Source organism: Actinoplanes sp. NPDC051633 (genome assembly GCF_040681735.1).
In the GTDB taxonomy this organism is placed as follows: domain Bacteria; phylum Actinomycetota; class Actinomycetes; order Mycobacteriales; family Micromonosporaceae; genus Actinoplanes.
On the sequence record NZ_JBFAZH010000458.1, the window covers coordinates 1 to 5,724 of the forward strand.

A 5,724-nucleotide genomic window follows, 5' to 3' on the forward strand; every position below is an offset into this window, starting at 1 on the left:
CGCGAAGATGCCGATCATCGCGGTGATGACACCGATGGCCGGGACCAGCAGCGGGAAGGCGAGCCCGGCGTCGCCGAAGGCGGTCTTGCCGAGGATCAGCGCGGCCACCAGGGTGACGGCGTACGACTCGAAGAGGTCGGCCGCCATGCCCGCGCAGTCCCCGACGTTGTCGCCCACGTTGTCCGCGATGGTCGCGGCGTTGCGCGGGTCGTCCTCGGGGATGCCCTGCTCCACCTTGCCGACCAGGTCGGCGCCGACGTCCGCGGCCTTGGTGAAGATGCCGCCGCCGACCCGCATGAACATCGCGAGCAGCGCGGCGCCGAAGCCGAAGCCCTCGAGCACGGTCGGGGCGTCGCCACGGAAGATCAGCACCACCAGCGCGGCGCCGAACAGGCCCAGGCCGACGGTGAGGAAGCCCACCACGCCACCGGTCTTGAAAGCGATGGCCATCGCCTTCTCCCGGCCGCCGGACTCGCCCGCGGCCGCGGCCACGCGCAGGTTGGCGCGGGTCGCCAGCGCCATGCCCCAGCCGCCGATCAACGAGCTGAAGACCGCGCCGACCACGAAGAACAGCGAGCGGCCGACCTTGACCCAGGTCTCGTTGTCGGTGGCGTGCACCGGCAACAGGAAGAGCAGGACCACCGCGATGACGACGAAGATCGCCAAGGTCTTGAACTGGCGGCGGAGGAACGCGGTGGCGCCTTCCTGCACGGCGCCGGCAATTTCCTGCATATTGCTGGTGCCCCGGCCCGCGGCCAGCACCAGCTTCACGAACCAAGCGGCGAATGCCAGCGCCACCAGCGCGAAGACCACCGCGACGATGACGAATGTGACGTTCGAACTGCTGAGGGACACCCCACCGCCTTCCGCGGCGAGATATTGCATAGTCCCGGACATCAATGTCCTCCTGTAACCGACCGCGCCGGGCGGTGGACGTGACCACCGAGCGCTTGGAGTGACGACAACCGGGCCCCGCGGACGCGGGGCCAGGAGCAGTAGCTGATAACCCGGGTACTGTATAGGTCTGTGGTGTTTACGGTCACACCCGGCTCCGGCCGTGTCGTGGTGATGTTCGCCGCTGTGTTACCCGGTTTAGAGGTTTTCTAGCGGCGGTTGACCGGCCACACCATGCGGACCTCGGTGCCCGCGCCGTCGTCGACGGGCCGCACCTGCAGGTCGTCGACGAACCCGGCGAGTAGGGCGAAGCCGACACCCGTGGTCAATGCCTCGTCGGTCAGCGACTCGTCGGCGAGCTCGTCCGGCGGCAGCTTGGCCAGGCCGATGCTGGCGTCGATCGGGGCGTGGTCGATGACCCGCACCGCGTACGAGTCCGAGTCGGACATCTCGACCGTGACGAGGTCGGGCAGGCCGTACTGCCGGTGCAGCGCGACCGCTCGCGTGCAGGCCTCACCGATCGCGAGCCGCACCTCGTCGAGCAGTTCCTCGGCGACCCCCGCCCGCCGAGCTACCGCGACTCCGACCAGGCGCGCCGTGCGCACATGCACCGGCGCGGGCGAGAAGGACAGGCGGACCGTGGCCATCACGCCGTCGGGCCCTCACCGGCGTCGCCCGCATCGGCGTCGCCCGCACTGGTCGCCGCTTCGACCGACGGGTAGATCGGGAACACCTGGTCGAGGGCGGTGATCCGGAAGATCTTCAGAAGGGGTTCCTTGGCGCAGACCAGGCCGAACGATCCGTCCGCCGCCCTCAGTCGTTTCAGGGCGCCGACCAGCACACCGAGACCCGTCGAGTCGAGGAAGTCGACCCGGCCCAGATCGACCACCACTGCCCGCGCGCCGCCGTCGACGAGCGCGACGAGGCTCTCCCGCAGCCGTGGGGCGGTGTACACGTCGACCTCGCCGCCGACCTCCAGCACCGTGTGCCCGGCGACGGTGCGGGTCGCCAGCGACAGCTCCATCGTTCCTCCTCCGCCGATCTTCCCCCGCGCCGATCTCCCCAGCGCATCTAACCACCGCCGGTCATCCGCCGACGCGTGGCACCCACCCGTGGTACCCGTTTGAGGTTCACCATGAACCGATGTCAGAGTGCAGTACGTGACGTCGATCGTGCCGGTCCCCGCCGACCTGTTGCGACGGCAGGCGACGCACGTCGAGACGATCCCCGCGCGGCCCGGACGGCCCGTGGACTGGCCCTCCTGGGTGCCGTCGGCGCTGCGTGCGGCGTTGCGGTCCGGCGGGGTCGAGCGACCGTGGGCGCACCAGGCGGCGGCCGCGGACCTCGCCCACGACGGCACGCATGTGGTGCTCGCCACCGGCACGGCCTCCGGAAAGTCGCTCGGCTATCTGCTGCCCGCGCTCACCCGCCTGCTGGTCGACGAGCGGGCAACCGTGATCTATCTGTCGCCGACGAAGGCCCTGGCCGCCGATCAGTTGCGGGCCGTCAATTCCTTGGACCTTCCCGGGGTACGCGCGGCGGCGTACGACGGTGACACGACGCGCGAGGAGCGCGAGTGGGTACGCGATCACGCCCGGTTCATCTTCACGAACCCGGACATGATCCATCACGCGATGCTGCCCGGGCACGGCCGGTGGACGCGCGTCCTGCGCCGGCTGGCGTACGTGGTGGTCGACGAATGTCACGCGTACCGGGGTGTGTTCGGCTCGCACGTGGCACACGTGCTGCGCCGCCTGCGCCGGCTGGCCGCCAGGTACGGCGCCGAGCCGACCTTCGTCCTCGCGTCGGCCACGTCGGGCGACCCGGCCGGGTCGGCGTCCCGGCTGACCGGCCTGCCGATCGAGGCGGTCACCGAGGACGCCTCGCCGCGTGGCGCCCTGACCTTCGCCCTGCGCGAGCCGCCGATGCTCGAAGACACCGAGACGCGCAAATCCGCGCTGTCGGAGACCGCCGACCTGCTCACCGACGCGGTCATCAACGGGACGCGGACGCTGGCCTTCGTACGGTCGCGCAAGGCCGCCGAGATCGTCGCGTCGATGGCGTCGAGGGCGCTGGACGAGGCGGTCCCCGGGCTCGGTGAGCGGGTGGCGGCGTATCGGGGCGGATATCTGCGCGAGGACCGGCGCCGGATCGAGCGGGCGCTGCTCGCCGGCGAGCTGCTCGGGCTGGCCTCGACCAACGCGCTCGAGCTGGGCGTCGACCTGGTCGGGCTGGACGCGGTGCTGATCTGCGGCTACCCCGGGACGCGGGCGTCGCTGTGGCAACAGGCCGGGCGCGCGGGCCGGGCCGGCGGCGACGCGCTGGCGGTGCTGATCGCCCGCGACGACCCGCTGGACATGTACATCGTGCACCACCCGTCATCGGTGTTCGGGCGGCCGGTCGAGGCCACCGTGCTGGACCCCGCCAACCCGTACGTGCTGGGGCCGCAACTGTGCTGCGCCGCCGCCGAAGCGGCGCTGACCCCTCGGGACCTGGAGCTCTTCGGGCCGGGCGCGGAGGCGGCGGTGGAGGGGCTCACCGCGTCGGGCGCGCTGCGGCGCCGGCCGACCGGCTGGTACTGGACCCGGCCCGGCACCCCGGATGTCGACCTGCGCGGCACCGGCGGGGCGCCGGTCTCGGTGGTCGAGTCGGCGACCGGCCGGCTGCTGGGTACGGTGGATGCGGCGTCGTCGCACGCGATGCTGCACGAGGGCGCGGTGCACCTGCATCAGGGCGCCTCGTACGTGGTCGACGTGCTGGATCTCGACGATGCGACAGCGCTGGTGCACGCGGCGGATCCGGACTACTCGACGCATGCCCGCGACGTGATCGACCTGTCGGTGGTGTCGGTGCGGTCGTATGTGGACGCCGGGCCGGTCGGGTTGTTCCTCGGCGACGTCGATGTGACCAGTCAGGTGGTGTCGTACCAGCGGCGCCGGATCGGCTCCGGTGAGGTAATCGACACGCGGCCGCTCGATCTGCCGCCGCGCGAGCTGCGTACCGTCGCCGTCTGGTTCACCATCTCGCCCCGGGAGCTGGCCCGCGCCGGTTTGGCCTGGGCCGACGTGCCGGGCGCGCTGCACGCCGCGGAGCATGCGGCGATCGGCCTGCTGCCGCTGATGGCGACGTGCGACCGGTGGGACATCGGCGGCCTGTCGACGGCCGGCCATCAGGACACCGACGCGCCGACGGTCTTCGTCTACGACGGACACCCGGGCGGTGCGGGCTTCGCCGAGCGCGCCTACGCAACGGCGACGGCCTGGCTCGGCGCCACCCGCGAGGCGATCGCGGCGTGCGCCTGCGAGACCGGCTGCCCATCGTGCGTCCAGTCCCCGAAGTGCGGCAACGGCAACAACCCGCTCCACAAACCGGGCGCGGTGGCCGTCCTGGACGCGGTCCTCGCAGCCCTCCCCCAGCCCGTGCCGTCCCAGGCTGTTCCTTCCCAATCCCAGGCCGGCGAGCCTGACCTCGGGCGCCGACCCGGTCAGGCTGCGGAGTGCGGGCCGTAAAGAAGGTCCAGCTGTGCGTCCAGGAGGCGAAGCGCCCGGTCGCCGGTGAAGTTGCCGGCCAGCAGGTAGAGCGCCACACCCTCCATCAACGACAGCAGGCCCGCCGCGGCATCCTCGTCGCCGGTCGGCAGCAGGCCGGCGATGAACCGGATCAGCTCCGCCGTGTCCGCGCGCAGCTCGGCGCCCGCCGCCGGGCGCACCGCCGTGTAGGCGAGGAAGGCCAGCGCCACCCGGCCGTCGTCGCCGGCGGGCTCATCGAGCGGCAGCAGGGCGGCGAGCATCGTGCGGAGCTGCAGCCGCGGAGACGGATCGTCACCGAGGCCGGCGACGGCCTCGGCCACCCGAGCCTGGCCCCGCTCGCGGACGACGGAGATCGCGAACGCCATCATCTCGTCCTTGGTGCTGAAGTAGTGCTGCACCATCCCCGCCGAGACCCCCGCCGCGGCCGCCACGTGCCGGAGACTGACCGCCTCCAGCCCCTGCTCCGCGGCGACCCGCATCAGCGCGTCGGCGATCAGCGTCCGGCGCTCCTGATGATCGACCCGCTTGGGCATGACCGCGATGCTTTCACGCCCGCGACGTGCCGGTTCGCCCGCCCGCCCGGCGCGCCGGCCCCGAGGCGGACACCTCGGCCCCGTCCGCCGGGGTGCCGGCCGCCCGGGCGCTGCGGACGAACGCGTCCGGGTCGTCGGCCTGGAGACGGATCTCATCCACCGGCTCGGAAGAGCCCTTGGGCAATCGGACGGTGATCGGCCGGCGCAGGCGGACGTCGACGCTGGTCTGGCTGCCGACGACGATGTGCAGCACCCGCCGCTCACCGGCTTCCTCGATCTGCAGCGACTTCGCCGACGGCATCGAACGGTGCCGCTTGCCCACCGATTCGACATCCGCCCAGTCGATCGTGAAGTCGACGCTCGAGCTCTGCCGCACCCTGATCCCGGCCGGCCCGACGACGTGCGGGTATGTCTTCATCCCAGCCCAGAGACCGAGCATCCAGGTCACCCCCCAGACGCCGAGGCCCAGAAAGATCCAGCGAGCCGGCGTCCACGGCACCACGTTGCGCACGATCAGGTCGAACATCGGGATCTCCACGATCGACAACCCGATGAAGACGCCGAGCACCGGCTTGACCGTCCCCAGATACGCGAACGGCTCCTCCCCCTCGCCGTGCCGCCTGCCCCGCCCGGTCACCCAGCGGAAGAGATTCCGCCACATCGCGATCTCCAGCTCGACGGCCCGGCGGGCCAGCCATCCCAACCACTTCATCTGCGCCTCCCCGGTTTCAATACACCTGCATCGTATACCTTTCCCAATACAGTCG

General features: G+C 71.6%; 6 protein-coding genes. 1 reads left to right on the forward strand and 5 read right to left on the reverse strand.

The features are described from left to right. From AB0M20_RS23715 to AB0M20_RS23725, 3 genes are all read right to left on the reverse strand, one after another. Positions 1–897: sodium/proton-translocating pyrophosphatase (locus AB0M20_RS23715; RefSeq protein ID WP_364301562.1), on the reverse strand; the 897-nt coding region annotated here is incomplete at its 3' end. A gap of 206 nt (positions 898–1,103) precedes the next feature. Then, positions 1,104–1,544: an ATP-binding protein gene (locus AB0M20_RS23720; RefSeq protein ID WP_364301564.1), complete on the reverse strand. Its 441-nt coding sequence runs from the start codon at positions 1,542–1,544 to the stop codon at positions 1,104–1,106. Continuing rightward, complete coding sequence (locus AB0M20_RS23725) at positions 1,541–1,918, reverse strand: STAS domain-containing protein (RefSeq protein WP_364301566.1); 378 nt, start codon at positions 1,916–1,918, stop codon at positions 1,541–1,543. Before AB0M20_RS23725 ends, AB0M20_RS23720 begins: the two co-directional genes overlap by 4 nt. A gap of 127 nt (positions 1,919–2,045) precedes the next feature. On the opposite strand from AB0M20_RS23725, the gene AB0M20_RS23730 reads away from it, so the two are divergent. Further along, positions 2,046–4,403, forward strand: a complete 2,358-nt coding sequence (locus AB0M20_RS23730) for a DEAD/DEAH box helicase (protein ID WP_364301568.1) — start codon at positions 2,046–2,048, stop codon at positions 4,401–4,403. Here AB0M20_RS23730 and AB0M20_RS23735 read toward each other — a convergent pair. Together AB0M20_RS23735 and AB0M20_RS23740 are read right to left on the reverse strand one after the other, a co-directional pair. Next, on the reverse strand, positions 4,379–4,957 hold the full coding sequence (locus AB0M20_RS23735) for a TetR family transcriptional regulator (RefSeq protein ID WP_364301570.1): 579 nt from the start codon (positions 4,955–4,957) through the stop codon (positions 4,379–4,381). The two genes, AB0M20_RS23730 and AB0M20_RS23735, sit on opposite strands and share 25 nt — an antisense overlap. A 13-nt stretch (positions 4,958–4,970) precedes the next feature. Then, complete coding sequence (locus tag AB0M20_RS23740) at positions 4,971–5,669, reverse strand: hypothetical protein (protein WP_364301572.1); 699 nt, start codon at positions 5,667–5,669, stop codon at positions 4,971–4,973. Positions 5,670–5,724 lie beyond the last annotated feature (55 nt).

Excerpts from the sequence above, each read along its gene's own strand:
- AB0M20_RS23735 (WP_364301570.1), bottom strand. The coding sequence starts at position 4,957 with ATGCCCAAGCGGGTCGATCATCAGGAGCGCCGGACGCTGATCGCCGAC.
- AB0M20_RS23740 (WP_364301572.1), bottom strand. The coding sequence starts at position 5,669 with ATGAAGTGGTTGGGATGGCTGGCCCGCCGGGCCGTCGAGCTGGAGATC.
- AB0M20_RS23725 (WP_364301566.1), bottom strand. The coding sequence starts at position 1,918 with ATGGAGCTGTCGCTGGCGACCCGCACCGTCGCCGGGCACACGGTGCTG.